Source organism: Saccharothrix sp. ST-888 (assembly GCF_000955975.1).
GTDB lineage: Bacteria > Actinomycetota > Actinomycetes > Streptomycetales > Streptomycetaceae > Kitasatospora.
On record NZ_JYJF01001052.1, the window covers coordinates 1 to 277 of the forward strand.

Genomic DNA, 277 nt, shown 5'->3' on the forward strand with positions numbered 1-277 from the left:
GTGATCCGTCAGGCGCTGGCGAATGCGGGTCTGTCGGCCGATGAGGTCGATGCGGTGGAGGCGCACGGCACGGGTACGACGCTGGGTGACCCGATCGAGCCGCAGGCGCTGCTGGCCACGTACGGTCGGGAGCGGGACGAGTCGGCGCCGCTGTGGCTGGGTTCGCTGAAGTCGAACCTCGGTCACACGCAGGCGGCGGCGGGTGTCGGCGGGATCATCAAGATGGTGATGGCGATGCGGCAGGGTGTGCTGCCGCAGACGCTGCATGTGAACGAGC

1 protein-coding gene is annotated in these 277 nt (G+C 69.0%); it reads left to right on the plus strand.

From position 1 onward, the window contains the following. The coding region (locus UK12_RS35555; RefSeq protein WP_156179183.1) for a hypothetical protein at positions 1–277 on the plus strand (277 nt) is incomplete at both ends.